Source organism: Blastococcus sp. SYSU D00922, from assembly GCF_054050495.1.
On record NZ_JBJGZL010000021.1, the window covers coordinates 1 to 24,077 of the forward strand.

At 74.1% G+C, this 24,077-nt stretch carries 23 protein-coding genes; 12 read left to right on the forward strand and 11 right to left on the reverse strand.

The genetic code is table 11. The features are described from left to right. Window positions 1–311: 311 nt before the first annotated feature. The 9 genes from ACI78T_RS19855 (at window position 312) to ACI78T_RS19895 (ending at window position 10,763) form a co-directional block, all read left to right on the forward strand. Window positions 312–1,925, forward strand: a complete 1,614-nt coding sequence (locus ACI78T_RS19855) for an ABC transporter ATP-binding protein (protein WP_456559856.1) — start codon at window positions 312–314, stop codon at window positions 1,923–1,925. Next, window positions 1,922–3,115 (forward strand): ABC transporter permease, encoded by a 1,194-nt coding sequence (locus tag ACI78T_RS19860; RefSeq protein WP_456559857.1) that lies wholly within the window; start codon window positions 1,922–1,924, stop codon window positions 3,113–3,115. The genes ACI78T_RS19855 and ACI78T_RS19860 overlap by 4 nt, the downstream gene beginning before the upstream one ends. Before the next feature lie 2 nt (window positions 3,116–3,117). Beyond that, window positions 3,118–4,398: an ABC transporter permease gene (locus tag ACI78T_RS19865; RefSeq protein ID WP_456559858.1), complete on the forward strand. Its 1,281-nt coding sequence runs from the start codon at window positions 3,118–3,120 to the stop codon at window positions 4,396–4,398. Next, window positions 4,398–4,820, forward strand: a complete 423-nt coding sequence (locus tag ACI78T_RS19870; protein ID WP_456559859.1) for a cytidine deaminase — start codon at window positions 4,398–4,400, stop codon at window positions 4,818–4,820. The genes ACI78T_RS19865 and ACI78T_RS19870 overlap by 1 nt, the downstream gene beginning before the upstream one ends. Beyond that, window positions 4,820–6,091, forward strand: coding sequence for a thymidine phosphorylase (locus tag ACI78T_RS19875; protein WP_456559860.1), 1,272 nt, complete (start codon window positions 4,820–4,822; stop codon window positions 6,089–6,091). Before ACI78T_RS19870 ends, ACI78T_RS19875 begins: the two co-directional genes overlap by 1 nt. Window positions 6,092–6,152: 61 nt before the next feature. Beyond that, window positions 6,153–7,049, forward strand: a complete 897-nt coding sequence (locus tag ACI78T_RS19880) for an ABC transporter ATP-binding protein (RefSeq protein WP_456559861.1) — start codon at window positions 6,153–6,155, stop codon at window positions 7,047–7,049. Beyond that, a complete protein-coding gene (locus tag ACI78T_RS19885) occupies window positions 7,046–7,864 on the forward strand; it encodes an ABC transporter permease (protein WP_456559862.1) in 819 nt (272 codons plus the stop codon). The genes ACI78T_RS19880 and ACI78T_RS19885 overlap by 4 nt, the downstream gene beginning before the upstream one ends. 115 nt (window positions 7,865–7,979) lie before the next feature. Further along, window positions 7,980–9,056 carry an adenosine deaminase gene (locus tag ACI78T_RS19890; protein WP_456559863.1) on the forward strand — a complete coding sequence of 359 codons (1,077 nt, stop codon included), beginning with the start codon at window positions 7,980–7,982 and terminating at the stop codon, window positions 9,054–9,056. 231 nt (window positions 9,057–9,287) lie between these two features. Further along, on the forward strand, window positions 9,288–10,763 hold the full coding sequence (locus ACI78T_RS19895; protein ID WP_456559864.1) for a DEAD/DEAH box helicase: 1,476 nt from the start codon (window positions 9,288–9,290) through the stop codon (window positions 10,761–10,763). 135 nt (window positions 10,764–10,898) lie between these two features. Here ACI78T_RS19895 and ACI78T_RS19900 read toward each other — a convergent pair whose 3' ends face one another. From ACI78T_RS19900 to deoC, 5 genes are read right to left on the reverse strand one after another with little or no spacing between them, the layout of a single operon-like run. Next, window positions 10,899–12,242 (reverse strand): hypothetical protein, encoded by a 1,344-nt coding sequence (locus ACI78T_RS19900; RefSeq protein ID WP_456559865.1) that lies wholly within the window; start codon window positions 12,240–12,242, stop codon window positions 10,899–10,901. 59 nt (window positions 12,243–12,301) lie between these two features. Next, window positions 12,302–12,757, reverse strand: coding sequence for a GNAT family N-acetyltransferase (locus ACI78T_RS19905; RefSeq protein ID WP_456559866.1), 456 nt, complete (start codon window positions 12,755–12,757; stop codon window positions 12,302–12,304). Between the two features lie 48 nt (window positions 12,758–12,805). Continuing rightward, entirely contained in the window at window positions 12,806–13,675 is an 870-nt protein-coding gene (locus ACI78T_RS19910) for an aldehyde dehydrogenase family protein (RefSeq protein WP_456559867.1), read from the reverse strand. After that, a complete protein-coding gene (locus tag ACI78T_RS19915) occupies window positions 13,675–15,132 on the reverse strand; it encodes an aldehyde dehydrogenase family protein (protein ID WP_456559868.1) in 1,458 nt (485 codons plus the stop codon). The genes ACI78T_RS19910 and ACI78T_RS19915 overlap by 1 nt, the downstream gene beginning before the upstream one ends. 6 nt (window positions 15,133–15,138) lie before the next feature. Continuing rightward, window positions 15,139–16,134: a deoxyribose-phosphate aldolase gene (gene deoC / locus ACI78T_RS19920; RefSeq protein WP_456559869.1), complete on the reverse strand. Its 996-nt coding sequence runs from the start codon at window positions 16,132–16,134 to the stop codon at window positions 15,139–15,141. A gap of 152 nt (window positions 16,135–16,286) precedes the next feature. On the opposite strand from deoC, the gene upp reads away from it, so the two are divergent. Together upp and ACI78T_RS19930 are read left to right on the forward strand one after the other, a co-directional pair. Then, complete coding sequence (gene upp, locus ACI78T_RS19925; protein ID WP_456559870.1) at window positions 16,287–16,910, forward strand: uracil phosphoribosyltransferase; 624 nt, start codon at window positions 16,287–16,289, stop codon at window positions 16,908–16,910. A 2-nt stretch (window positions 16,911–16,912) separates the two neighbouring features. Then, window positions 16,913–17,803, forward strand: coding sequence for a Gfo/Idh/MocA family protein (locus tag ACI78T_RS19930; RefSeq protein WP_456559871.1), 891 nt, complete (start codon window positions 16,913–16,915; stop codon window positions 17,801–17,803). A 3-nt stretch (window positions 17,804–17,806) separates the two neighbouring features. On the opposite strand, the gene ACI78T_RS19935 is transcribed toward ACI78T_RS19930, so the two are convergent. Next, entirely contained in the window at window positions 17,807–18,265 is a 459-nt protein-coding gene (locus ACI78T_RS19935; protein ID WP_456559872.1) for an Lrp/AsnC family transcriptional regulator, read from the reverse strand. Between the two features lie 126 nt (window positions 18,266–18,391). On the opposite strand from ACI78T_RS19935, the gene ACI78T_RS19940 reads away from it, so the two are divergent. After that, window positions 18,392–19,666, forward strand: a complete 1,275-nt coding sequence (locus tag ACI78T_RS19940) for an ArgE/DapE family deacylase (protein ID WP_456559873.1) — start codon at window positions 18,392–18,394, stop codon at window positions 19,664–19,666. On the opposite strand, the gene ACI78T_RS19945 is transcribed toward ACI78T_RS19940, so the two are convergent. From ACI78T_RS19945 to ACI78T_RS19965, 5 genes are all read right to left on the reverse strand, one after another. Then, window positions 19,663–20,208, reverse strand: a complete 546-nt coding sequence (locus tag ACI78T_RS19945; protein ID WP_456559874.1) for a dihydrofolate reductase family protein — start codon at window positions 20,206–20,208, stop codon at window positions 19,663–19,665. The two genes, ACI78T_RS19940 and ACI78T_RS19945, sit on opposite strands and share 4 nt — an antisense overlap. Before the next feature lie 62 nt (window positions 20,209–20,270). Then, window positions 20,271–21,896, reverse strand: coding sequence for a phospho-sugar mutase (locus ACI78T_RS19950; RefSeq protein WP_456559875.1), 1,626 nt, complete (start codon window positions 21,894–21,896; stop codon window positions 20,271–20,273). Continuing rightward, entirely contained in the window at window positions 21,893–22,714 is an 822-nt protein-coding gene (locus ACI78T_RS19955) for an NAD-dependent epimerase/dehydratase family protein (RefSeq protein ID WP_456559876.1), read from the reverse strand. The genes ACI78T_RS19950 and ACI78T_RS19955 overlap by 4 nt, the downstream gene beginning before the upstream one ends. Then, on the reverse strand, window positions 22,711–23,523 hold the full coding sequence (locus ACI78T_RS19960; protein ID WP_456559877.1) for a purine-nucleoside phosphorylase: 813 nt from the start codon (window positions 23,521–23,523) through the stop codon (window positions 22,711–22,713). The genes ACI78T_RS19955 and ACI78T_RS19960 overlap by 4 nt, the downstream gene beginning before the upstream one ends. A gap of 85 nt (window positions 23,524–23,608) precedes the next feature. Then, window positions 23,609–23,860, reverse strand: a complete 252-nt coding sequence (locus tag ACI78T_RS19965; protein WP_456559878.1) for a hypothetical protein — start codon at window positions 23,858–23,860, stop codon at window positions 23,609–23,611. Between the last annotated feature and the right edge of the window lie 217 nt (window positions 23,861–24,077).

Sequence of the window (24,077 nt, forward strand, 5' to 3'; positions counted from 1 at the left end):
ATACAGCCCAACCCCCCCCCCCCCCCCCCCCCCCCCCCGCCCCCCCCCCCCCCCCCCCCCCCCCCCCCGCCGTTCGACCCCCGAGGGCGGGTCCGGGCGCACCGCGACCAGCGGCGCGCAGCCCGGGCCCGCCGTCGCGATCCGGGCGCACCGCACGCCCCGCACCGGCCCCCGGTCTCCCGCCGGGACGACGAGGTGCGACATCATGCGGCCAGCCCGAACCGCAGCGCCGCGGCGGCCGACCCCGTTGCGGCGCGCACGAGCACACGTGCGCCGCGCACCCGTGGCCGCATCCGAGGGAGGGGCCCAACATGGCCGCAACAGGAGTGACCGGCGGCAGCCCGCCCCCGGCCGCGCGCGCCGGTCAGGACGCGTACGCCGTGGAGCTGCACGGCATCACCAAGCGCTTCCCCGGCGTCGTCGCCAACCGCGACATCGAGCTGCGGGTCCGCCGCGGCGAGGTGCACGCGATCGTCGGCGAGAACGGCGCGGGCAAGTCGACGCTGATGAAGACGCTGTACGGCGAGCACCGGCCCGACGAGGGCCAGATCGTCGTCGACGGACGCGAGGTGTCCTTCCGCAGTCCGGCCGACGCGATCGCCGCCGGCATCGGCATGGTGCACCAGCACTTCATGCTGGCCGACAACTTCACCGTCCTCGAGAACATCGTCCTGGGCAGCGAGCCGACCAAGGGCGTCCGCCTCGACCGCGCGGAGGCCCGCCGCCGCATCCGGGAGATCTCGGACCGCTACGCGCTGGGCCTCGACCCCGACGAGCTGGTCGAGAACCTCGGCGTGGGCGCGCGGCAGCGGGTCGAGATCGCCAAGGTGCTCTACCGCGACGCCCGCATCCTGATCCTCGACGAGCCGACCGCGGTGCTGGTCCCGCACGAGGTCGACGAGCTCTTCGGCAACCTCGCCGAGCTCACCCGCGAGGGCCTCACGGTCCTGTTCATCTCGCACAAGCTCGACGAGGTGCGCCGGGTCGCCAACGCGATCACCGTCATCCGGCGCGGCACCACCGTCGGCGAGGCCGACCCGAGGACGACGACGGTCAAGCAGCTGGCGGAGATGATGGTCGGCTCCGAGCTGCCCTCGCCGGAGACCCGCAGCTCCACCGTGCGCGACGAGCCGGTGCTCGTCCTGCGCGGGCTCACGGTCCACACCCCGGAGGGCCGGGCGGTCATCGACGACGTGGACCTGACCGTCCGCGCCGGCGAGGTCGTGGGGATCGCCGGCGTCGAGGGCAACGGGCAGGCCGAGCTCGTCGACGCGATCATGGGCCTGCGACCGCCGGTGACCGGCTCGGTCCACCTCGACGGCGGCACGAAGGGCGACGGCGGCACGGTCGGCCTGGAGGACATCACGACCTGGAGCACCCGCGCCCGGCGCGAGGCGGGCCTGGGCTTCATCCCGGAGGACCGGCACCGGCAGGGCATCCTGCTCGAGGCGCCGCTGTGGGAGAACCGGATCCTCGGCCACCAGACGCTGCCGCCGGCCGCCAAGGGCGCGTTCATCGACCGCAAGGCCGCCCGCGCCGACACCGAGCGGATCATGAAGGACTACGACGTCCGCGCCCCGGGCCCGGACACCCTCGCCGTCGCGCTGTCGGGCGGCAACCAGCAGAAGCTCATCGTCGGCCGCGAGATGAGCTCGAACCCGCGTCTGCTCATCGCCGCGCACCCCACCCGCGGCGTGGACATCGGGGCTCAGGCCGCGATCTGGGAGCTGCTCAAGGACGCCCGAGCCGAAGGGATGGGGATCCTGCTGATCTCTGCCGACCTCGACGAGCTGATCGGCCTCTCCGACACCCTGCAGGTGATGCTGCGCGGCCGGCTGGTAGCCACGGTGGACCCGGCGCAGGTCACGCCGGAAGAGCTCGGCGGCTACATGACCGGCGCCCGGACCGCGGCGGGTGCGGCATGACCGTCGTCCGCCGCATCGGGACGGCGCTGTTCGCGCCGGTCCTCGCCGTCGTCGTCGCGCTGGTCATCTCCTCGGCGGTGATGGCGGCGCTGCAGGTCAACCCGTTCGAGGTCTTCCAGGTCATGCTGGACTTCGGCGAGACACCGGCCCAGCAGGTGACCGCGATCGTGGTCATCCTCAACCGCGCCGTCCCGCTGTTCCTCGCCGGGCTCGCCGTGGCGATCGCCTTCCGCATGGGCCTGTTCAACATCGGCGTCGAGGGCCAGTACCGGCTGGCCACGATCGTCGCCGCGGCCGTCGGTGCGGCCGTGGCCCTGCCGGGTCCGCTGCACATCCTGCTGATCGTGGTGGTGGCCGTCCTCGTCGCGGCGATCTGGGCGGGCATCGTCGCCGTCCTCAAGGTCACCCGCGGCGTCAGCGAGGTCATCAGCTCGATCATGCTGAACTTCATCGCGCTGGGGCTGGCCTCCTACCTGCTCACCGGGCCGTTCCGGGGGAGCGAGGAGGGCGCCTCGATCATCAGCACGGCCGAGATCCCCGAGTCGGGGCAGCTCGGCGGGCTGAACGCGATCTTCGGCGCGATCGGGCTGGCGAACCCCCCGCGGCAGCTCTACGGCTTCCTGCCGATCGCGATCGTCGTCGGTGTCTTCATCGCGATCCTGCTCAACCGCACGCGCTTCGGCTACGACCTCAAGATCAGCGGCCTCTCGCCGTCGGCCGCCAGCGCCAGCGGTGTGGACGCCCGCGGCATGGTCATCAAGACGATGCTGCTCTCGGGGGCGGTCGCGGGCCTGATCGGCCTGCCCGACCTGCTCGGCTCGACGCACTCGTACACGACCGACTTCACGGCCGGTCTGGGCTTCCTCGGCATCGCCGTCGCGCTGCTGGGCCGCAACCGGCCGCTCGGCATCGCCTTCGCCGCCCTGCTGTTCGGCTTCCTCGACCGCTCGCTGGTGCCGCTGCAGATCGCGGACTTCCCGGCGTCGGTGGTGACGATCATCCAGGGCACCATCGTGCTCGCGGTCGTCGTCGCGAACGAGATCGCCCGGCGGGTGGCCCGCCGGTCGGCCGAGCGCGGCAGCGGCCAGGCGCCCGCCCCGGTCGCCGGTGACGGCGGCACCGGACCCGACCAGACCCCGGGTGGCCCTGCCGGTCCCGCCCGCGATCTCGACCAGCTGCAGGGGGCGTAGGCATGAGCACCGTGGTGACCTCACCCGGGACCCGGCCCAGCCGCGGCCCGATCACCGACCTGCTCACCGGCGGGGGGCCGGTCCGCCGGGCGCTGTGGCTGGCCCTCGCGGCCCTGGTGCTGTTCTCGGTCGTCCGCGCGATCAGCGGCGAGGAGGCGCTGACGTCGTCCTCGACGATGGCGGCCGCGCTGCTGCTGGCCGTACCGATCGGGCTGGCCGCCCTGGGTGGCCTGTTCTCCGAGCGCGCGGGCGTGGTCAACATCGGCCTCGAGGGCATGATGATCCTCGGGACCTGGGGTGCCGGCTGGGCCGGCTACCAGTGGGGATGGGCCGCCGCGCTGCTCGGCGGCGTCCTGTTCGGCGCCCTCGGCGGGCTGCTGCACGCGGTCGCGACCGTCACCTTCGGCGTCGACCACGTCGTCTCCGGCGTGGCCATCAACATCCTCGCCGCCGGTGTCGCCCGGTTCCTCTCCGAGCTGCTCTACACCGACAACGACGCCGGCGGCGGCGTCACGCAGTCGCCGGCGCTCTCCAGCGACCCGCCGCGGCTGTCGCTGCCCGTGCTGTCGTCGGGCCCCGACCTGCTCGGCGACCTGGAGAGGCAGCACTGGTTCCTGGTCAGCGACCTGGCCGGCGTGCTCCGCGGGTTCACCAGCGGCATCGGCGTCCTGACGATCCTCGCCGTCCTGCTGGTCCCGGCGTCCTACCTGCTGCTCTGGCGGACGGCCTTCGGGCTGCGGCTGCGCGCCTGCGGCGAGAACCCGGCGGCCGCCGACTCCCTCGGCGTCGCGGTCTACCGGATGAAGTACATCGCCGTGGTCATCTCCGGTGCGCTGGCCGGCATGGGGGGTGTCTTCCTGGTCTTCATCGCCGGCATCTACCGCGAGAACCAGACCAACGGGCGTGGCTTCATCGGCCTCGCCGCGCTGATCTTCGGCAACTGGCGGCCGGGCGGCCTGGCCGCCGGCGCGGGCCTCTTCGGCTTCGCCGACGCGCTCCAGCTGCGCAGCCGCACCGCCGTCGTGGCCCTCCTGCTGCTGGTGGCGGTCCTGCTCGCCGGCGTGGCGATCTGGCAGGCGACGCGCCGCAAGCTGGTGCAGGCGGTCCTCGCGGGCGCCTTCGCCGGCCTCTCGCTCACCCTCTACCTGCTGATCGACGAACTGCCGCCGGGGATCGTGTCGTTCACCCCGCACCTGACGACGCTGCTCGTCCTGTCGCTGGCCTCCCAGCGATTGCGCATGCCCCAGGCCGACGGCCTGGTCTACCGACGAGGAGAGCACTAGTGACCCGTCCCGAGCCGGACTGGGACGCCCTGCGGGCGGCCGCCCGCGAGGCGATGACGCACGCGTACGCGCCGTACTCGAAGTTCCCGGTCGGCGTCGCCGGCCTGGTGGACGACGGCCGCGTGGTCACCGGGTGCAACGTGGAGAACGCCTCGTACGGGCTGGGCCTGTGCGCCGAGTGCGGCATGGTCAGCGACCTGGCCCGCACCGGCGGCGGCCGGCTCGTGGCCGTGGCCTGCGTGGGCGGCGACGGGCAGCCGCTGATGCCGTGCGGGCGCTGCCGGCAGCTGCTGTGGGAGCACGGGGGCGCCGACATGCTCATCGAGACGGTGTCGCTCGGCATCGTGCCCATGCGCGAGGTGCTGCCCGACGCGTTCGGCCCCGACGACCTGGTCGCGGCGGCGGAGCGGGGTCAGGGCTGATGGACGCGATCGACGTCCTCCGCACCAAGCGGGACGGCGGGCAGCTGACGCCGGAGCAGATCCGGTGGGTCATCGGCGCCTACACCGACGGCACCGTGCCGGACGAGCAGATGAGCGCGCTGCTCATGGCGGTGTTCTTCCGGGGCATGTCGCCGGACGAGCTCGCCGTGTGGACGCAGGCGATGATCGACTCGGGCGAGCGCAAGGACCTGTCCTCGCTGGGCCGGCCCACCGCCGACAAGCACTCCACCGGCGGCGTGGGCGACAAGATCACGCTGCCGCTGGCGCCGCTCGTGGCCGCCTGCGGGGTCGCGGTGCCACAGCTGTCGGGCCGCGGGCTCGGCCACACCGGCGGCACGCTGGACAAGCTCGAGGCGATCCCCGGCTGGCGCGCCGACGTGCACGAGGAGGCCTACCTGGCGCAGCTGCGCGAGGTGGGGGCGGTCATCTGCGCGGCGGGCAACGACCTGGCGCCGGCGGACAAGAAGCTCTACGCGCTCCGCGACGTCACCGGCACGGTGGAGTCGATCCCGCTGATCGCCAGCTCGATCATGAGCAAGAAGATCGCCGAGGGCGCCGACGCGCTGGTGCTGGACGTGAAGACCGGCTCGGGGGCGTTCATGAAGGACCCCGACTCCTCCCGGGAGCTGGCCCGCACGATGGTCGGCCTCGGCGAGGCGGCGGGGGTGCGCACCGTCGCGCTCGTGACGGCGATGGACCGCCCGCTCGGCCGGGCCGCGGGCAACGCGGTGGAGGTCGCCGAGTCGGTCGAGGTGCTGGCCGGTGGGGGACCGGCCGACGTCGTCGAGCTGACCCTGGCGCTGGCCCGCGAGATGCTCGCCGGTGCGGGCCGCGGGGACGTCGACCCGGCCGACGCGCTGGCCGACGGCCGGGCGATGGACGTGTGGCGGCGGATGATCGCCGCCCAGGGCGGCGACCCGGACGCGGCGCTGCCCAAGCCGGCCGAGACCCACGTCGTGACCGCGCCGGCGACCGGCACCCTGACCCGCCTGGACGCGTACTCGCTCGGCGTCGCCGCCTGGCGGCTCGGTGCCGGACGGGCCCGCAAGGAGGACCCGGTGTCCGCTTCGGCGGGCGTCGTCTGGACCGCCGGGGTCGGGGAGCAGGTGACCGCCGGCCAGCCGCTGCTGGAGCTCCAGACCGACGACGCCGCTCGCATCCCGCGCGCGCTGGAGGCGCTCGAGGGCGCCATCGGCGTCGACACCGGCGAGCAGCCGCTGCCGCTCGTCCTGGACCGCATCACGGCGTAGGCGGGATCCCGCGGCCACCTGGGCGCGGGATCCCCAGGTCGGAGGGGGACACTGTCTCCCCGTGACCAGCACTCCCACGACGACGGCGGCCGCCGTGCACGGCGGACCGGTCGATCCCGCCGCCGCCATCTCCATCCGCGGCCTGGTGAAGCGCTACGGCGACTTCACCGCCGTCGACGGGCTGGACCTCGACATCCGGCGCGGCGAGATCTTCGCCCTCCTCGGTCCCAACGGCGCGGGGAAGACGACGACCGTCGAGATCTGCGAGGGCTACCGCGAGCGCGACGCCGGCGAGGTCCGGGTGCTGGGGGAGGACCCGGCAGACCGGTCGCGGGCGTGGAAGGCGCAGCTGGGCATCGTGCTGCAGTCCGGCGCGGGCGACAGCCAGCTCACCTGCCGCGAGCTGCTGCAGGCCCAGGCGTCCTACTACGCCGACCCGCGCGACGCCGACGAGGTGCTGGAGCTCGTGGGGCTCACGGACAAGGCGCGGTCCCGCGCGCGTGCGCTGTCCGGCGGTCAGCGGCGCCGGCTCGACGTCGCCCTCGGCATCGTGGGCCGGCCGACCCTGCTCTTCCTCGACGAGCCGACCACCGGCTTCGACCCGGAGGCGCGCCGCCAGTTCTGGTCCCTGATCCGGTCGCTGCGGGACCTGGGCACCACGATGCTGCTCACCACCCACTACCTCGACGAGGCCGAGGCGCTCGCCGACCGCGTCGGCGTGATCGCGCGCGGTCGGCTCGTCGAGGTCGCCGTCCCGGCGCACCTGGGCGGGCGGGAGAACGCGCCCGCCGTCGTCAGCTGGAGCGAGGACGGCGTCCGGCGCACCGAGGCCACGGCGACGCCGACCGCGTTCGTCCGGGACCTGGCGAGCCGGTTCCCGGGCGAGGTCCCGGAGCTGGCCGTGGCCCGGCCGACCCTCGAGGACGTCTACCTGCGGATGATCGGGGACCCGGCATGACCACCGTCCAGAACCGCTCGCAGGTCGCGCTGCCGTCGCTGGCCGCCGTCTACCGCACCCGTGCGTCGGTGGAGCTCAAGGAGTTCTTCCGGCAGCGCGAGTCGGTGGTCTTCACCCTCGCGTTCCCGGTGATCCTGCTGGTCGTGTTCGGGGCCGTCCTCGACTACGACATCGGCGGCGGCGTCACCTTCACCCAGTACTTCATGGCCGGGATCATCGCGGCCGGCATCCTCGGCGCCAGCCTGCAGAACATGGCGATCAGCATCGCCACCGAGCGCTCCGACGGGACGCTCAAGGGCCTCGCGGGCACGCCGATGCCGAAGAGCGCCTACTTCGTCGGCAAGGTGGTCCAGGTCCTCGCCGTCACGGTGCTGATCGTGGCGATCCTGCTGGCGGTCGGGGTCCTCGTCTACGGCATCGACCTGCCGTCGGGCAGCGACTGGTTCACCTTCGCGTGGGTCACCGTGCTCGGCTCGGCGGCGTGCACCCTGCTCGGCATCGCCGTCTCCAGCCTGGCGAAGAACGGCCGGTCGGCGTCGGCGATGGTCACCCCGATCGCGCTGGTCCTGCAGTTCATCTCCGGCGTCTTCTTCCAGTTCAGCCAGGTGCCGACCTGGATGCAGACGATCGCGTCGTTCTTCCCGCTCAAGTGGATGGCGCAGGGGCTGCGGTCGGTGTTCCTGCCCGACTTCCTGGCCGCGCAGGAGCCGGCCGGCTCGTGGGAGCTGGGCCGGGTCGCGCTCATGCTGGGGCTGTGGTGTGCCGCCGGGCTCGTGCTCTGCGTGGCCACCTTCCGCTGGCAGGACAAGGCCTAGCGGCCGGTCCCGAGGAGTGGGGGCCGGAGGCCTCCGCGACCGAGGGACGCAACGGCTCCGCGCGTCGGACGGGGCACCTGGCTGCGGTGTCGTCCGGGAGGACGACAATGTCGCGGTGCCTGCTGCGCTGAACGCCGAGAACATCCGCCGCGCCCCCAAGGTCCTCCTCCACGACCACCTGGACGGCGGTCTGCGCCCGCAGACGGTGCTGGAGCTGGCCGACGAGTTCGGCTACCGCGGCCTGCCCGCCTCCGACCCGGAGACCCTGGGCGCCTGGTTCCGGGAGGCGGCCGACTCGGGCTCGCTGGTGCAGTACCTGGAGACCTTCGCCCACACCGTCGGCGTCATGCAGCAGCCGGAGGCGATCCACCGGGTCGCCCGCGAGTGCGCCCTCGACCTGGCCGCGGACGGCGTCGTCTACGCCGAGGTGCGGTTCGCCCCCGAGCTGTCGACCGCGCAGGGGCTGCCGATCGAGGAGGTCGTCGAGGCGATGGTCGACGGGTTCGCCGTCGGCAGCCGGGAGGCGACCGAGGCGGGGTCGCCGATCCGGGTCGGCGCGCTGCTCTGCGCGATGCGCCAGGCCGACCGCTGGGACGAGGTCGCCGGCCTCGTCGTCCGGTTCCGGGACGCCGGCGTCGTGGGCTTCGACCTGGCCGGGCCGGAGATCGGCTTCCCGCCCGACCGGATCCCCTCGGCGATCGGCGTGCTGGACGGCGCCCGCGCCCACCGCACGATCCACGCCGGCGAGGCGGCCGGCATCGACAGCATCCGGGCGGCGCTGGACGGCGCGCACGCGGAGCGGCTCGGCCACGGCGTCCGCATCGCCGACGAGGTGGCGGCCGACGGCACCCTCGGCCCCGTGGCGCAGCGCGTCCTCGACGAGCAGGTGGTCCTCGAGGTCGCGCCGTCGTCCAACGTGCAGACCGGCGCCTACCCGTCGCTGGCCGAGCACCCGGTCGACCGGCTCCACCGGCTGGGCTTCGCCGTCACCCTGAACACCGACAACCGGCTGATGAGCGGGGTCTCGGTGACCAGCGAGGTGGCCGCGGTCGCCGGCACCTTCGGCTGGTCGTGGGACGACGTCCGGACCGTCACCGAGCGGGCCCTGGCCGCCGCCTTCATCAGCGAGGCGGACAAGCAGCGGCTGCTCGACCAGCTGGTCCGGCCGGGGTACGCCGCCCTCCAGGGGTGACCGCGCCCACCCCCTTCTCGGGAATCGCGTGGCCATCCCCGCTGCTAACCTGGGTGCACCGGCACAAGGCCGGTCATCCTCCCGGACGGAACGTCTGGGCACGAGCGCATCCGTGCAGATCCCGCGTCCTCCCTGGGCGTTCGCGATCGCCAAGCGAGGACGCCGGCACCTGACCGGCTCTCCTCCTCTTCCACGGGACGCGCTCCGAGCAGTATCGGAGCCCCACCCCGCATGACCTTGGTCCACCCTGTCTCGTTCGAGTCGAACGCTGTTCAGACCACTTCCGAAGACCTTTCCGTCGAGGCCCCCGCGGGCCCGACCTTCCACGAGCTGGGCCTGCCCCAGCAGCTGATCACCGCCCTCGAGCGGCGCGGCATCCACCGCCCGTTCGCGATCCAGACCTCCGCGCTCCCCGACGCCCTCGCGGGCCGCGACGTGCTCGGCAAGGCCGCCACCGGCTCGGGCAAGACCCTCGCCTTCGGCCTGCCGCTCCTCGCCCGCATCGGCGCCGAGGTCAAGCAGGGCCGCCGCGCCCCGCGCGGCCTGGTCCTCGTGCCGACCCGCGAGCTCGCCCAGCAGGTGCACGACAACCTGGCCCCGCTGGGTCAGGCGACCGGCGTGCAGCTGGCCACCGTGTACGGCGGTGCGCCCATGTACCGCCAGGTCCAGCAGCTGCGCCGCGGTGTCGATGTCGTCATCGCCACCCCCGGCCGGCTCCAGGACCTCATCAACCAGGGCGAGGCCACCCTCGCCGAGGTCGTCATCACCGTCCTCGACGAGGCCGACTTCATGGCCGACCTGGGCTTCCTCCCGGTCGTCAAGGAGCTCCTCGACCAGACCGTCCCCGACGCCCAGCGGCTGCTGTTCTCGGCGACGCTGGACGGCGAGGTCGACGCCCTCGTGCGCCGCTACCTCAAGGACCCGGCCCGGCACGAGGTCAAGCGCGCCGGTGACGACTCCCCGCCGGCCGAGCACCTGGCGTTCAGCCTCGCCTTCCGCGACAAGCTGCAGGTGGCCACCGAGCTGGCCGGCCGCCCCGGCCGGACGATCGTCTTCGCCCGCACCCAGCTCGGCGTCGACCGGCTCACCGAGAACCTGAAGGCCGCCGGCATCAAGGCCGAGGCCATCCACGGCGGGCTGCCGCAGTCGGCGCGCCGCCGGGCCCTCGAGGAGTTCACCGACGCCCGCTCGCCGGTGCTCGTCGCCACCGACGTCGCCGCGCGCGGCATCCACGTCGACGACGTCTCGCTGGTCCTGCACTACGACCCGCCGACGGATGCCAAGACCTACCTGCACCGCTCGGGCCGCACCGCCCGCGCCGGCGCCGCAGGCGTGGTCGTCTCGCTGCTCCTGCCCGACCAGGTCGGCCAGGCCAAGCGCCGCTTCCGGACGGCGAAGGTCGACCCGCGCGTCGACCGGATCCGTCCCGGCGACCAGGCGATCGTCGACCTCGTCGCCAGCGGCGTCGCGGTCGAGCCGAAGGAGCGCACGCAGCGCGACATGCGCCGCGGCGGCGGTGGCCCCGGCGGCCGTCCGCGTCGTGACGGCGACCGCCCCGGCGGCCACCGTGGCGGTCCGCGTCGTTCGTTCGGCGACCGGCCGCGGCCGGCCGGCGAGCGGTCCGGCGGAGAGCGCTCGTACGGCTCGGGGGAGCGCTCGCAGCGCTCCGGTGGGCGGCCCGGCCGCCCGTCGCGCTACTCCAGCTGACGCTCAGCACCGAACGACGCAGCGGCCGGTCCCGGGATCTCCCGGGGCCGGCCGCTCTGTCTTTTCTCACGGACGAGATCTGCACACTCGTCCCCTTCAGGGGCCTGATGGGGACGAGTGTGCAGATCTCGTGCTTCAGTCGCGGAAGACGAGTGCCCCGCTGATCTCGGCGACGACCTCGTCCCACTGCCGGCGCAGCTCGCCGGCGTCCTCCTGGCGGAGCGGTGCGGTGGGGTGGCTCTCGCCGTGGGCCACGGCGCGGCCGAGCGGCTCGGCGGGGGACAGCAGGGCCTCCACCCGGCTCAGGCCGGCGTACTCGGCGAGGTCGCGCACGCCCTCCACCGGCTGGCCGAACGCCTGGTGGTCGACCAGCCCGGCGGCACCGTCGGCCACCTCGGCGAGCACCTCGGTCAGCTCGGTGAGGTCGTATCGGTCCTGGTCGGCGGGCAGCGGCCGCACGTCGGTGTCGGCGACCTCCGGCCACGACGCGATCTCCGCCAGGTCGTGCTCCTCGTTGCCCTTGCAGAAGCGCGCGAGCTGCTCGGGGGTGTCGAAGAGGAACACCTCGCCGTCGCGGCCGAGGAACCGGGCGACGTCGTCCACGTAGCAGCGCAGGGTCACCCCGGCGCCGTCGGGCACGACGATCTCCACCGGCAGGATGCCGACCGCCTCCCAGAACTTCGCGGCCTCGGCGACCTCGGCGGGGGAGGCGTTGATCCGGCCTCCGCGGGCGATGCTGCTCACCGGCGTGGCGCCGGCGGGCTCGTCGTCGTCGACCATCACCATGTCATCCCCGCGGCCGTCCCGGACGTCGTCCGGGTCGACGTCCTCCACCTCGGACGCCGCCGGGTAGTCGTCGAGCGTGGCCGAGCCGGCCCCGGTCCAGTCGAAGTGCTCGTCCAGCTCGGCGACGACGTCCTCCCACAGGTCGTCGAGCACCCCGCCGACGCCGATCCAGGCGTCCTCGCCCGAGCGGCCGACGAAGGCGTCGACGCCGAGGCCCAGGGAGCCGATCTCCGGCTTGGCGGCGAGCTCGGCGACCGCCTCGAACTGCGTCTCGTCGTCGTCCTCGTCGTCCTCGTCGCCGGCGGTGTCCAGGCAGTCGGCGAGCCGGGTGACGATGTCGACGGTGGCCGCCAGCTCCTCGACCGCCCAGCGGTCGGGGTTCTCGGCGGCGATGTCGTAGACGCCGTCGAGGTCGTAGCGGTGGTCGTCGTCGGGCGTCAGGTCCTCGGGGTCGAGGCCGACGACGACCGGCCAGACCGGGTGGTCGGCGAGGTCGTGGTCGGTGCTGGTGCGGCAGTACGCCGCCAGCGCGGCGGGGGTCGGGAAGAGGTGGACCTTCGCGGTGTCGCCCTCGGTGGTGCCGAGGAACGCCTGCCACTCCTCTCCGTCCTCCTCCCACGGAGGAGCCCACAGCGTGTAGCCGGTGCGGTCATCGAGGGTGAGTGCGATCGGGACGATGCTGGGCCTGGCCACGGGGACACCCTGCCAGGTCCGCCTGGCAGCCCGCTTCCCGGTTCCGCTCGCTCCGCCGGTCAGACCAGGCGGGTGCGCATCTGCTGCTGGACGACGGCATAGCCGGCGCTCTCGTAGAGCGCGATGGCGGTCGCGTTGGTGCCGAAGACGTTCAGCTCCAGCGCGGAGACCCCGCCCGACCGGGCGGCGTCCTCGGCGGCGGTCAGGAGGGCCCGCCCGTACCCGAGTCCCCGGTGGGACTCGGCGACCTCGATGTCGTAGAGGAAGGCGCAGTCCGCCGTGCCGCGCGGGTGCTCGAGCGAGAGCCACACGCGCCCCACGGGCTCGCCGTCGGCCGACACCCCTGTGAGCAGCAGCATCCCGGGCGTGTCCAGGCCGTGCGGGAGCAGTGCGGCGTTGCCCTCCCGAGCGCGGTCCAGCGCCTCGTCGGGGGTCCAGTTCCCGCTGCGTACCTGCTCGTCGGCGTAGGCCTCGGCGAGGGCCTCCTGCCACTCGGCGAACTCGACGTCGGTCATCGCTCGGACGGTGATCTCCGGCATCCGGCGATCATGCCCGCCAGGGCGTCAGACCCCCATCGGGTGCCACACGGTCTTCGTCTCGAGGAACGGCGTCATCCGGGACAGGCCGGGGTCGGCCGTCCAGTCCGGCTCCTGGGCCGGAGCACGCAGGACCCGCTTGACCGTCCCGGCGGCCTCGCGCTCGAACTCCATGGCCCGCCGCGGTGAGGCGCCGGTGAGGTCGATGGCGTCGACGTCGGCGTGCTCGGCGAGCCAGGGGCCCAGCTCGTCGGCGTCGCCGGTCAGGACGTTCACCACGCCGCCCGGGACGTCGCTGGTGGCCAGGACCTCGGCGAGGGTGACGGCCGGCAGCGGGCGCTCCTCGGACGTCACGACGACGGCGGTGTTGCCGCCGGCGAGGACCGGGGCCAGCACGCTGACCAGCCCGAGCAGGGAGGACTGCTGCGGCGCCAGGACGGCGACCACGCCCGTCGGCTCGGGCATGGAGAAGTCGAAGTACGGGCCGGCCACGGGGTTGGCCCCGCCGAGGACGGCGGCGAGCTTGTCGGTCCAGCCCGCGTACCAGACCCAGCGGTCGATGGCGGCGTCCACGGCGGCACGGGCCTTCGACTGGGACAGCCCCTCGCCCGCCGCGACCTCCTCGCAGAACTGGACGTGCCGGCCCTCCATCACCTCGGCCACGCGGTAGAGCACCTGGCCGCGGTTGTAGGCGGTCATCGCCGACCACTTGCCGAAGGCGCCGCGGGCGGCGACGACGGCGTCGCGGGCGTCCTTGCGCGACGCCCGGGCCGCGTTGGCGAGGAAGTGGCCCTTGGCGTCGGTGACCTCGTAGGTGCGCCCGGACTCCGAGCGGGGGAAGGCGCCGTTGACGTAGAGCTTGTAGGTCTTGCGGACGGCCAGCCGGTCGGTGCTCATCAGGCGTCGTTCCCCTTCAGGTACGCGGCCAGGCCGTGGCGGCCGCCCTCGCGGCCGTAGCCGGACTGCTTGTAGCCGCCGAACGGCGACGTCGGGTCGAACTTGTTGAACGTGTTGGCCCACACGACGCCGGCCCGCAGCTGGTTCGCGATCTTGAGGATCCGCGAGCCCTTCTCGGTCCAGATGCCGGCCGAGAGCCCGTAGGTGCTGTTGTTCGCCTTTGCGACCGCCTCGTCGGGCGTGCGGAAGGTGAGGACGCTGAGCACCGGCCCGAAGACCTCGTCGCGGGCGATGCGGTGCGCCGGGGAGACGTTCGTGAAGACCGTCGGCGGGAACCAGAAGCCGCGGTCGGGCAGGTCGCACGCCGGCTGCCACCGCTGGGCGCCCTCGGCCTCGCCGTAGTCGGACAGCTCCTTGATGCGGGCGAGCTGCTCGGCGGAGTTGATGGCGCCGATGTCGGTGTTCTTGTCCAGCGGGTCGCCTACGCGCAGCGTGCCGATGCGGCGCTGCAGCGACGCGATGACCTCGTCGTGGATCGACTCCTGCACGAGCAGGCGGGAGCCCGCGCAGCAGACGTGGCCCTGGTTGAAGAAGATGCCCTGGACGATGCCCTCGACCGCCTGGTCGATGGGGGCGTCGTCGAAGACGATGTTGGCCGCCTTGCCGCCGAGCTCCAGGGTGAGCTTCTTGCGGGTACCGGCGACGGCGCGGGCGATCTGCTTGCCGACCTCGGTCGAGCCGGTGAACGCCACCTTGTCGACGTCGTCGTGCTCGACCACGGCGCGGCCGGTGTCGCCGGCGCCGGTGACGATGTTGACCACGCCGGGCGGGAGGTCGGCCTGGCGGCAGACCTCGGCGAACAGCAGGGCGGACAGCGGGGTGGTCTCCGCCGGCTTGAGGACGACGGTGTTGCCGGTGGCCAGCGCCGGCGCGACCTTCCACGCCAGCATGAGCAGCGGGAAGTTCCACGGGATGACCTGGCCGGCGACGCCGAGGGGTCGCGGGGCCGGCCCGAGGCCCGCGTGGTCGAGCTTGTCGGCCCAGCCCGCGTGGTAGAAGAAGTGCGCGGCGGCCAGGGGGACGTCGACGTCGCGCGACTCCCGGATCGGCTTGCCGTTGTCCAGCGACTCGAGGACGGCGAACTCGCGGGCGCGCTCCTGCAGCAGCCGCGCGATGCGGAACAGGTACTTGCCGCGGTCGGCCGGGCGCATGGGGCCCCAGACGCGGGTGAAAGCCCGGCGGGCGGCGGCGACGGCGCGGTCGACGTCGGCCTCGCTCGCCGCGGAGACCTCGGTGAGGACCTCCTCCGTCGCCGGGTTGACGCTCTTGAACGACTCGCCGGTGCCGTCGACGAACTCGCCGTCGATGAAGAGGCCGTAGGACGGCGCGATGTCGACGATCGAGCGCGACTCGGGGGCGGGGGCGTACTCGAAGGGTGCGCGGGTGCTGCTGGTCATGGGGGGTCAGTCCACCGTCACGTAGTCGGGGCCGGAGTAGTGGCCGGTGCGCAGCTTCTGGCGCTGCAGCAGCAGGTCGTTGAGCAGGCTGGAGGCGCCGAAGCGGAACCAGTCGGGGTCGAGCCAGTCGGCGCCGACGGTCTCGTTGATCAGCACGAGGTGCTTGATGGCGTCCTTGGTCGTCCGGATGCCGCCGGCGGGCTTGAAGCCGACCTGGCGGCCGGTCGCGGCGCGGAAGTCCCGGACCGCCTCCAGCATCACGAGGCTGACCGGCAGCGTGGCGGCCGGGTTGACCTTGCCGGTGCTGGTCTTGATGAAGTCGCCGCCGGCCAGCATGGCGATCCAGCTCGCGCGGCGGACGTTGTCGAGGGTGACCAGCTCGCCGGTCTCCAGGATGACCTTGAGGTGCGCGTCCCCGCACGCCTCCTTCACGGCGACGATCTCCTCGTAGACGTCGAGGTAGCGGCCGGCCAGGAACGCGCCGCGGTCGATGACCATGTCGATCTCGTCGGCGCCGTTCTCCACGGCGTCCCGCACGTCGGCGATCTTCACGGCGCGGGAGGCGCGGCCGCTGGGGAAGGCGGTGGCGACGGCGGCGACGTGGATGCCGCTGTCGCCGAGCGCCTCCCGGGCGACGCCGGCGAGGTCGCCGTAGACGCAGACGGCCGCGACCTGCGGGCAGGACGGGTCGCCCGGGTCGGGGCGGCGGGCCTTGGCGGCCAGGCTGCGGACCTTGCCGGGGGTGTCGGCGCCCTCGAGCGTCGTCAGGTCGACCATCGAGATGGCGGTGTCGATGGCCCACGCCTTGGACGTGGTCTTGATCGAACGGGTGCCGAGCACGGCCACGCGGGACTCGGCGCCGACCTGGTCGACGCCGGGCAGGCCGTGCAGGAAGGCGCGGAACGCCGAGTCGGAGCGGGTGACGTCGTCGTACGGCGGGAGCGGCGCCATCAACGCGCGCGCGTCATCGGGCAGCGCGTCGGGATCCAGCAGGTGGGTCATGCCGCCATCATCCCCCGAGGGGCAACGAGCCCCGGTGCCGCACTCACTCGTCGGGAGCGGGAGGGTCGTCCCTCCACCGGCCGGAGGGGTGCCGGAACGGCCGCCTCAGGGACGACGCTCCGCACGTGGGACCTGCCGATACGGTGTGCCGCGTGCAGCTCACCGTCGTCGACCACCCGTTGGCCCGTGCGCGTCTGACGAAGATGCGTGACGAGCGGACGGACAACGCCATGTTCCGCGCCGCCCTGCGCGAGCTCACGCAGATGCTGGTCTACGAGGCCACCCGCGACCTGGCGATCGCCGAGGAGCCGATCCGGACGCCGGTCACCTCCACGACCGGCTACCGGCTGGCCTCGCCGCCGCTGATCGTGCCGGTGCTGCGCGCCGGCCTCGGCATGGCCGACACCGCGCACGGGATGCTGCCCGAGTCGCAGATGGGCTTCGTCGGCCTCGCGCGCAACGAGGAGACGTTCCAGCCCGAGGCGTACATGGCCTCGCTGCCGGAGTCGCTGGTCGACCGCGAGGTGTTCGTCCTCGACCCGATGCTGGCCACCGGCGGCTCGCTGGTGCACTGCTGCGGTCTGCTCACCGCACGCGGCGCCACCTCGATCACGGTCCTGTGCGCGCTGGCCGCGCCCGAGGGCATCCGCCGGCTCGAGGAGAGCGGCCTGCCGCTGCGGGTCTTCACCGCCAGCGTCGACGAGGGGCTCAACGACAAGGCCTACATCGTCCCGGGGCTCGGCGACGCCGGCGACCGCCAGTTCGGCGCGGTCTGACCATGCGGTTCGGCGTCCTCGGCACCGGCTTCTGGGCCAAGGAGGTCCACGCGACCGCGCTGGCCGAGCACCCCACCGCCGAGCTGGTCGGCGTCTGGGGCCGCGACCTCGCGAAGGCCGAGGCGGTGGGCGCCGAGTTCGACGTCCCCGGCTTCTCCGACGTCGACGAGCTGCTGCAGCAGGTCGAGGCGGTCGCCATCGCCCTCCCGCCGCACGTCCAGGCGCCGCTCGCCGAGCAGGCGGCGGCGGCCGGCAAGCACCTCCTCCTGGAGAAGCCGATCGCCCTCGACGTCGCCGCCGCCGACCGCGTCGTCGCCGCCGTCCGCGACGCCGGCGTGGCGTCGGTCGTCTTCTTCACCTTCCGGTTCCAGGCGCAGACCTCGACCTGGCTGACCCAGGCCGCCCGCACGGAGCTCGCGGGTGGCGCCGGGTCCTGGCTGTCCTCGATCGCCGGGTCCCCGTTCGGCGCCTCGCCCTGGCGGCAGGAGCACGGCGCCCTCTGGGACATCGGCCCGCACGCGCTGTCGCTCCTGGTGCCGGCCCTCGGCCCCGTCGTCTCCGTCCAGGCGGGCGCGGGCGTCCGCGACACCGTGCACCTGGTGCTCACGCACGAATCCGGCGTCGCCTCGACCGTCACGCTGTCGCACACCGTCGCCCCCATGTCGACCGGCGTCGAGTTCTTCGTGCACGGCGACGCCGGCCGGCTGGTGCTGCTGCCCGAGACCGACAGCCCGGTCGAGGCCTTCCGCACCGCCGTCGACGAACTGACCGCCGCGGCGGTCGCGGGCGGGCAGCACCCGTGCGACGTGGTCTTCGGGCGGGACGTCGTCGCCGTACTGGAGGCGGCGGCACGGGCCCTGGTGAGCGGCTGCCGGGAGCCCGTCGCGAGCTGACCGTCAGGCCGTCTGCGGCACGTTCGGACGGCGCACCATCACCGACAGCAGCATGGTGGTGTCGGTCTGCTGCACGTACGCGAGGCCGCGCAGCCGGCTGATCACGCGCTCCAAGTGCGGGACGTCGCCGGCCACCACGCGCAGCATGGCGTCCGCCGCCCCGGCGACGGTGAAGGCCTCCACGACCTCCGGCACCTCGTCCAGGTCGGCGCGCATCGTCGCGAACGGCACGGTCCCGTTCGTGTACAGCTGGACGACGGCCTCGATCTCCCAGCCCATGGCGTGCGGTTCGACGACGGCGGTGAACCCGCGGATGGCCCCGTCGCGGACCAGCCGGTCGACCCGGCGCTTGGCGGCCGACGCGGACAGGCCCACCTCGTCGCCGATGTCGGCGTAGGAGCGGCGGCCGTCGCGCAGCAGGGCGCGGAGGATCCGGTGGTCCAGTTCGTCAGGAGAGGCCACGCCGGATGATTGCGTTTCGGGCGGGTGAACGCAATGAACCCGCGTCACGGCGCCGCGTTTCGCAATGGTCCCGCGCACTGGCGTGGTCCTACGGTGCCGGTACCCACCAAGCCCAGGAGTCGCCCCATGCCCGAGCTGACCCGCGCCGAGGAGCGGGCCCTCGCCGCGATCGACCGCCCGTCGATCGTGTCGTCCCTGGTCGACCTGCTCGCGGTGCCCAGCATCAGCGGCACCGACGCCGAGTGCGACGTCCAGCACCGGCTGGCCAAGGACGTGCAGTCGCTCGGTCTCGACGTCGACCTGTGGGCCATGGACCTCGACGAGCTCACCGCCGCCGACGGGTTCCCCGGCACGGAGGCGCCGCGCTCGGAGGCCTGGGGACTGGTCGGCACCCGGGCGGGGGAGTCGCGGGTCCCGGCGCTGGTCCTGCAGGGGCACGTGGACGTCGTCCCGCCGGGCGACCTCGCGCACTGGCGGACGGCGCCGTTCGAGCCGACGCTGCGCGACGGGCGGATCCACGCCCGCGGCGCCTGCGACATGAAGGCCGGTGTCGTGGCCAACCTGGCCGCCGTCCGCGCCATCCGGGAGTCCGGCGTGCGCCTGCGCGGGGGTCTGGCGCTGCACCTGGTCATCGGCGAGGAGGACGGCGGCCTGGGGGCGTTCGGGACCCTCCGGCGCGGCCACACCGGCGAGGCCTGCGTCATCACCGAGCCGACCAGCGGCACGCTGGTCACCGGTGCCGCCGGCGCGCTGACGTTCACCCTCGAGGTCCCGGGCGCGGCCACCCACGCGGCGACGCCGTACGCCGGCTCCAGCGCGATCGACTCCTACGTCCGGCTGCACATGGGGCTGCAGTCGCTGCAGGCCGAGCGCAACCGCATCGTCGAGCCGCTCATGCGCGAGTACCCGACCCCGTACCCGCTGGTCATCGGCCGCGTCCAGGCCGGCGACTGGTCGAGCAGCGTGCCCGACCGGCTCGTCGCCGAGGGCCGGCTGGGCCTGCGCATCGACGAGGACCCGGCCGCCGCCCGGGCGGAGCTCGAGTACTGGGTCGGCGTGGTGGCCGAGGCCGACCCGTACCTGCGCGACCACCCGCCCGTCGTCACCTGGTCCGGCGGGCAGTTCGCCGGCGGCTCCCTGCCCGTGGGCCATCCCCTCGCCGGGGTGGTGGCGACCGCGCACGCCGACGTCACCGGCGGGCCGGCACCGCGGGAGCGGGGCGCCCCGTACGGCAGCGACCTCCGGCTCTACGCCGGCAGCGGCATCCCGACGCTGCACTACGGGCCGGGCGACGTGCGCCTCGCGCACGGGCCCGAGGAGGCGGTCGAGGTCGACGAGGTCGTCCGCGTGGTCGAGACGCTCGTCCTCACCGCCCTGCGGACCTGCGGGACGCTGACCTAGCCGCGGCGGCGGGCGTGGCGCAGCAGGACCACGCCGCAGCCGAAGCGGCGCTCCTCCACCAGCTCCAGGTCGGCAGGGGCGTCCCCGGGTCCGAACAGGGGCCGCCCCCGGCCGAGCAGCACCGGGTGGACGAAGAGCCGGTACTCGTCGATGAGGTCGTGCTGCCGGAAGGACGCGATCAGGTCGGCGCCGCCGATGGTCATGTCCCCGCCCGGCTGCTGCTGGAGCGCCCGGATCTCGTCCGGGTCGACCCCGCGGTGCACGGAGGTGGCCCACTCGTCCTGCTCCATCGTGCGGGAGAAGACGATCCGCGGGATGCGCCGGAAGATGTCGGGGAACTCCCGGTCCTGCTCCGCGGTGGCCCAGGCGTCGACCATGAGCCGGTGGGTGACCCGTCCGAAGAGGAACGCGCTGGTGGTCGCCAGGTACGCGTCGATGAACGCGAGCATTTCGTCGTCCATGCGGTGCCAGCTGAGGTCCCGGTCGGGCCCCTCGAAGAACCCGTCGAGGGACACCCCCATGTGGACGACGATCTTGCGCACCCGGTTCCTCCCTTCGTGGCCGTCGCGGGTGTGACCGCAACGGCTCGCGGAACTGATCGGTGTCAGAGCCCGAGCGCCGACGACATCTCCGCGCGCAGCTGGTCCAGCTCGTCCTCGCCCCGCCCGCGGGCGGCGATCAGCCCGGCGTCCTCGTGTACCGGGACGACCGTCTCCAGGTAGGCCTTGAGCTTCGGCTCCGTCCCGCTCGGGCGGACGATCACCCGCACGCCGTCGCCGAGCAGCCGGACGGCGTCCACCGGCGGCTGCCCGTGCGCGAGGTCGGTGACGGCGACCGGCCGCCCCAGCAGCGACGACGGCGGCTGCGCGCGCAGACGGGCCATCGCGTCCGAGATCAGCGACAGGTCCTCGACCCGCACCGACAGCTGGCCGGTGGCGAACAGCCCGTGCTCGGCGGCCAGCTCGTCCAGCCGGTCGGTCAGCGTCCGCCCGTCGGCCTTGAGCTCGGCGGCGAGCAGCGCCACGGCGAGGGCCGCCGAGATGCCGTCCTTGTCGCGGGCCACGGACGGCGCGACGGCGTAGCCCAGCGCCTCCTCGTAGCCGAAGACCAGCGGCGCCTCGTCCGAACCCGCGCGGATGATCCACTTGAAGCCGGTCGGGGTCTCCGCCGAGGGCTGACCCGCCGCCGCCGCGATCACGTGCATGAGAGAGCCGCTCACCAGCGACGAGGCGTACGTGCCGCGGACGCCCCGGCGCAGCAGCCAGTCGGCCAGCAGGGCGCCGACCTCGTCACCGGTCAGCTGCCGCCCGCCGCAGACGACGGCGCAGCGGTCGGCGTCGGGGTCCTCGGCGATCGCGACGTCGGCGGCGGTGCGCTCGGCCAGCGCCTTGAGCAGGTCGGTGGCGCCGGGCTCCTCCGGGTTCGGGAAGGCGACGGTCGGGAAGCGCCCGTCGGGGGAGTCCTGCTCGGCCACGCTCACCGGCTCGGCCAGCCCCGCCGCGGCGAACACCGCGCGGGTCGTCTCGGCGCCGACCCCGTGCATGGCGGTGTAGGCGACGACGAGCGCGTCCCGGCCCGGCACCCGCGCGGGCTCCAGCGCGTCGACGACGGCGGCCACGTAGTCGGCCTGGACGTCGTCGCCGAGGGTCAGCCAGTCGTCGGACAGCGGGACCTCGCGGGCCGGCCCGACCGCCGCGATCGCCGCCTCGATCTGCCGGTCGGCGGGTGGCACCAGCTGTGCGCCGTCCCCGAGGTAGACCTTGTACCCGTTGTCGTCGGGTGGGTTGTGGCTCGCCGTCACCATCACGCCGGCGACGCAGCCGAGGTGCCGGACGGCGAAGGACAGCACCGGCGTGGGCAGCGCCTTCGGCAGCACCTGGACCGCGAACCCCGCGCCGGCCAGGACGGCCGCCGACACGTGGGCGAACTCGTCGGACCGGCGGCGGGCGTCGTAGCCGATGACCACGCCGCCGCCGGCGTGCCCGGAGTCGGTCAGGTACCGCGCCAGCCCGGCCGCGGCGCGGGTGACGACAGCAGCGTTCATCCCGGACGGCCCGGCCCGCAGCGGCCCCCGCAGGCCGGCCGTGCCGAACGTCAGCGGGCCGGCGAAGTGGCGAGCGAGCTGCTCGACGTTCTCGGCCTCGATCAGCGCCTCGATCTCGGCGCGGTCGCCGGCGTGCGGGTCGGCGTCGGCCCAGGCGCGGGCGGTGGCGAACAGGTCCCCGGTCACGGCTGCTCGAAGTTCTCGGCGTCGAAGGCGGCGGTCGTGTACTCGCCGCCCACCCGCGCGTGCACCGGATCGCCGAGGTCGGGCTCGCCGTGCGCCTCGACCAGGGCCTCGGCGTACACCTCGGCGTCGTCCCGCGGGTCGTAGCCCAGGGCGCGCGCGGCGGTGAGGTCCCACCAGTTGCGGGTGTTGGCCGACACGCCCCACACCACGGAGAACCCGGGCTCGGGTGCCTGCAGCGCGGCGTCCACCAGCGACACGGTGTCGGCGGGGGAGAGCCAGGTCGACAGCTGCCGCGTCGTCGTCGGCTCGGCGAACGCGCTGCCGATGCGCAGGCAGACGACCTCGAGCCCGTAGCGGTCGACGTACAGCGAGCCGAGCGCCTCCATCGCGACCTTCGAGACGCCGTAGTACGTGTCCGGCCGCGGCGGGGCGTCGACCTCGCGCAGCAGCCCGCCGTCCGGCCGTGGTGTGTACCCGGTCGCGTGGTTGCTGCTGGCCAGCACGACCCGGCGGACGCCCGTCCTCCGGGCGGCCTCCAGCACGCAGTAGGTGCCCTCGATGTTGGCGTGCGAGATGGCCGGCCAGGTGGACTCGCCGGAGATGCCGGCCATGTGCACCACCGCCGAGGCGCCGCGGGTCGCGTCGACCATCGCGGCGAGGTCGGTCACGTCGGCCACCACCTGCTCCTCGCCCGGGCGCTCGTCGGCCACCGGGACGACGTCGAGCGAGCGCAGCGCCCAGCCGCGCTCGGGCAGGCCGCCGCGCAGGACGGTGCCGATCCGGCCGGCGGCGCCGGTGAGCAGGACCAGCCCGCTCACGGGAGCCGCCCGATCAGCTCCACGAGGAACTGCCCCAGCCGGCCCGCGGCCGCCTTGCCCGCCGCGAGCACCTCCTCGTGGTCGAGCTTCTCGCCGGTGATGCCGGCCGCGGCGTTGGTGACCATCGAGAGGCCGAACACCTCCAGGCCCGCGGCCCGCGCCGCGATCGCCTCGAGCGCCGTCGACATGCCCACCAGGTCGGCGCCGAGGGTGCGCAGCATCCGGATCTCGGCGGGCGTCTCGTAGTGCGGACCGGGCAGCGCCGCGTACACGCCCTCGGTGAGCGCCGGGTCGAGCACGCGGGCCAGCGCCCGGATCCGCGACGAGTAGAGGTCGGTGAGGTCGACGAAGTTCGCGCCGACCAGCGGCGACCGCGCCGTGAGGTTCAGGTGGTCGCTGATGATCACGGCCTGCCCGACCCGGTGGTCGGGTGCCAGCCCGCCCGCGGCGTTGGTGAGGACGACGGTCTTCACGCCGGCGGCGGCCGCGGTGCGCACGCCGTGCACGACCGGGTCGACGCCACGGCCCTCGTAGTAGTGGGTGCGGCCGAGGAAGAGCAGCACCCCGCGGTCGCCCACCCGGACCGAGCGCACCTCGCCGCCGTGCCCGACCGCGGTCGGCGCCGCGAAGCCGGGCAGCTCGCCGATCGCGACGGAGGCGAGGGCGGGCCCGAACGCGTCGGCGGCCGGCGCCCAGCCGGAGCCCATGACGACGGCCACGTCGTGCGGTCCGCCGAGCGCGGTGGTCAGCTCCCCGGCCGCCAGGGCGGCGAGGGCTGCGGGATCGGTTCCGGAGGTCGGCTGGCTCACGGTCGGACGCTAACGCAGGCGCGCGGCCGCGGACGCCCCGGTCGCCGGGGGACGGCGTCGGGACGTCCGGTGCCGGGACGCCGGGTCAGCGGCTGGCCAGGTCGGGGGAGCAGTCCGCCTGCCGGGACAGGTAGCTGTCGTACGCGTCCGAGACGAGCCGGTACTGGTGGTGGGCGGTGTCGAGCGTGCCGGGCCAGACACCCGCGGCGGCGATGCTCACCGAGCACGCGTCGCGGTTCAGGGCGGGCGGGTCCGCGGCGGCGATGCCGGCGGTACCGCCCACCAGGGCGGCGGCGGCCAGCGGGATCAGGACGCGGCGGGGCAGACGGGTGGACATGAGCCGTACCTCCTAGGGGCTGAGGACCGGGCCGTCCGGGCTGCGCGGGGCGCAGGGCGGGTGGTCGAGGGGGCCTCGGGATGAGCGCCGGTGGCGGGCTTCTCCGCCTGGCGGCTGCCGGTGGGTTCCGACGTGGGGGAGAGACCGGGCGGACCAGGCGGGATACGGCCGTCGTGCCCCGGTCACCGGCGCGGGTGATCGTGCTCCGCCGGCGGGT